At 28.5% G+C, this 3,202-nt stretch carries 4 protein-coding genes; all 4 read left to right on the forward strand.

From position 1 onward, the window contains the following. A partial coding sequence (locus B0E44_RS00185; RefSeq protein ID WP_077370188.1) for a glycosyltransferase family 4 protein occupies positions 1–1,027 on the forward strand: 1,027 nt, incomplete at its 5' end. Continuing rightward, positions 1,020–1,928: a glycosyltransferase family 2 protein gene (locus B0E44_RS00190; RefSeq protein WP_077370190.1), complete on the forward strand. Its 909-nt coding sequence runs from the start codon at positions 1,020–1,022 to the stop codon at positions 1,926–1,928. The genes B0E44_RS00185 and B0E44_RS00190, both read left to right, overlap by 8 nt. Positions 1,929–1,933: 5 nt before the next feature. Further along, positions 1,934–2,815 carry a glycosyltransferase family 2 protein gene (locus B0E44_RS00195; RefSeq protein WP_077370189.1) on the forward strand — a complete coding sequence of 294 codons (882 nt, stop codon included), beginning with the start codon at positions 1,934–1,936 and terminating at the stop codon, positions 2,813–2,815. Between the two features lie 7 nt (positions 2,816–2,822). Next, positions 2,823–3,202, forward strand: a 380-nt coding sequence (locus B0E44_RS00200) for a hypothetical protein (protein WP_131828079.1), incomplete at its 3' end; no start/stop codon positions are given.

Below are 3,202 nucleotides of genomic sequence, written 5' to 3' on the forward strand. Positions count from 1 at the left end.
CTTTATTCCTCATCATCATATTGGTGGTGCAGAACGCGTACATCTCAATATTATTAAAGCATTACCGTATAAACCAATTGTTTTTTTTGACTATTCTAATACTAATCAAATTTCTGACGAGTTTGCAAAGAATGCATATTGTTTTTTAATAACAAGTTCCAAAAGAAGAAAGTATGCGTTTAAATTTCTTCAGTTTATTGGTTTTATTTTTCCTGTAATTCTTTTTGGTTGTAATAGTAGTCTATTTTATAATTTTGTTTTAAGATTAAAGAAAAAGGTTAAAGCGATTGATTTAACCCATGCTTTTTCATTTCCAGAGCATGGCATTGAAGTTTCTTCTTTACCGTATGTGAATTTATTGGATAAAAGGATAGTTATCAATATTAAAACATATGAGGAATATAAGCAATTGTATCTTGAAAACAATGTAAATCAGGCATTATTAGATCGATTTATAGTTATACCAAATGGAATTGAAATAAATGATTTTGATAGGAGTAGAATTGATTCTCGATTTGAAAATTTTACTATTGGGTTCGTTGGTAGAAACTCACCTGAAAAGCGACCTGAATTATTTTTCGAAATAGTAAAAAAACTTAAGATAAAAGCTAAGGTTGTTGGCGACAGTTTTGAAAAATATAAAAAAGATTTTCCTGAAGTTACTTACTTTGAAAATTGTAATAATAAAGAGTCGATTCGAGAGCAATTTTTAGATATTTCGCTTTTAATTGTTTCTTCTAGACGTGAAGGTTTTCCTTTAGTAATCATGGAAGCCATGGAGTTAGGAATTCCAGTGTTAACTACAAATGTAGGAAGTATTTCTGAGCATTTAATTGATGATAAGAATGGTTTTTTAGGCTCTGTTCATGAGGATGAGTTTTTGAACTTTGCAACCGAAAAGATTAAAAAACTGATTATTACTAAAGAGTTGTATGTTTGTATGTCTTTAAACGCAAGGGAGCATGCTGTGAAAAATTTTGATATAGAAAATTTTAATGCCAGATATAGAGAATTGTTTTATGAATAATCCCATAGTCTCCATCATCGTTCCCTGTTACAACCAAGCTCAATATCTTGATGAATGCTTGCAATCTGTTTTGAATCAGACATATGAAAAATGGGAATGTATAATTGTTAATGATGGTAGTCCAGACCAAACAGACGAGATTGTTCAAAAATGGCTAGATAAAGATTCTCGTTTTCAATATGTTTATAAAAAAAATGGCGGATTGAGTAGTGCCAGAAATTTTGGCTTGAACGTAGCGAAAGGAGAGTATATTCAATTTTTGGATTCAGATGACGTTTTGGATTCAAATAAATTTGAGTTGTCATTATTAGAAGCTAATAGAAGAAATACTGAACAAGGAAAAATTATAATAACTAATTTTAGGATTTTTTCGGTTAATAGTAAAAATTCTATAGATCCTTTTTGTGAGATAAAGTATGATTATTTGAATTTTAAAGAATTGCTTTTGGGTTGGGATTCTAAATTTAGTATTCCTATTCATTGTGGTCTTTTTGAGGTAAGTTTGCTTAAAAATTTCAAGTTTTCAGAAGAGATAAGGGCTAAAGAAGATTGGTTAATGTGGTTGGAAGTTTTTAAAAAAAAACCAGAACTTTTATTTATAGACAAACCTCTTGTTTACTACAGAACGCATGCAGGAAGTATGACCTATAGTAGAGAGTTTATGACTAAAAGTTTGATTGACGTATTGCCTCATATAGATAAAATAGTTTCTAAAGAAGAGTTTAATGAATTATTATTGATTAGGCTTAAAGATGCTTTAGAAAAGACAAATAATTTTGAAAAAAAATATAGAAGTATTAAAGAATCAAACAGTTTTAAAGTAGGCTTAAAGATTAAAACGATACTTAAGCAGTTTTATTTATTATTCTTCGCGAAGAAAGTAATGAATTTTTTTAAATAAATTATATGTTAGTTTCTATAATTATTCCAGTACATCAAATGCATGATTATTTTAAAAGTTGTGTGCAAAGTGCTTTAGATCAAACCCACAAAAACATTGAAATTATTTTGGCATGTAATGGAACTTTAGAAATAAAAGAATGTCAAAATTACCTGAATATACAAGATGCAAGATTGGTTTTCATTAAAACCGACAAAGGACGTCATAATGCTAGAAACGAGGCTTTAGCCGTTTCCAAAGGAATTTGGATTCAATTTTTAGACTATGATGATTATTTGTTTCCAAATAAAATAGCAAGGCAATTGAGTGAAGTTAATAATATATATAGACTTTCTATTTGCAAATGGAAGAAATTTACAAAAAGTATTGACGAAGAATATACTTTTCTTTTTGACTATTTATTTAGCAAAACCCAAACAAGTTCTCGAGAATTGGTACAAAAATTAGGTCAGTCAGGAGGTTTTATTGCGACAGCTTCTTGGTTGGTTTCGAGGGAATTATTAAATGGTTTGAAATGGATAGACAGTCCGAATGACGATGCCGTTTTTTTGTCTGAGATTCTAAAAAAATCTCCTGAAATTATTATGATACCGGAAGTTTTAGCGGGCTATAGAATTCATAATTCTAATACAAGTTCTATCCGATCTAAAGAAGAGTTTGATAAATTGATGCATAGTTGGAAAATAATTCATAAAAATTTATTGGTATTAAGTGGAGCTCAAATAGATTTATACTTTTACAAAGCTTATCTAAATTTAATTCGGTATTCTAAAGAAATCAATAAATACAAAATTATCGAGGTTATTTATAATTGTTTGTGTTTTGGTTTTAGAGCCAAAGTTGGTTTTTCGATGTACAAGGATCTTAAAAGAAATTTGATTAAGTAATTATAAAATGAATTCGTCAAAAAAAATACTTTTATTTGGGCCAATAGGTGATTTTGGTGGTCGGGAACTTGAAAGTGGTTTTATTGCCTCGGTGTTAGTATCAAGATATGATGTAACAATATGTAGTACAGGGGCAATAACTAGAAATTCACAGGTTTTCGATTTCAATAAAAATTTAACAGTTTTTTCTGTAAAAGAACTCTTGTTTCAGAAAAATCTTTCTTTAAAACTACTTGCTTTTTTTAGTTTTTTTAAAAATAGTTGTAAAGGAAAAGCAAGTAATTATGTAAAAAATGCCTTTGCGAAACATTTTTTTGATTATGATAAAAAATTACAAATTATATTAGAAAATATAATAAAAGATTATGATGTCGTTTTTGTAGTGGG

Source organism: Flavobacterium sp. A45 (assembly GCF_002001005.1).
In the GTDB taxonomy this organism is placed as follows: domain Bacteria; phylum Bacteroidota; class Bacteroidia; order Flavobacteriales; family Flavobacteriaceae; genus Flavobacterium.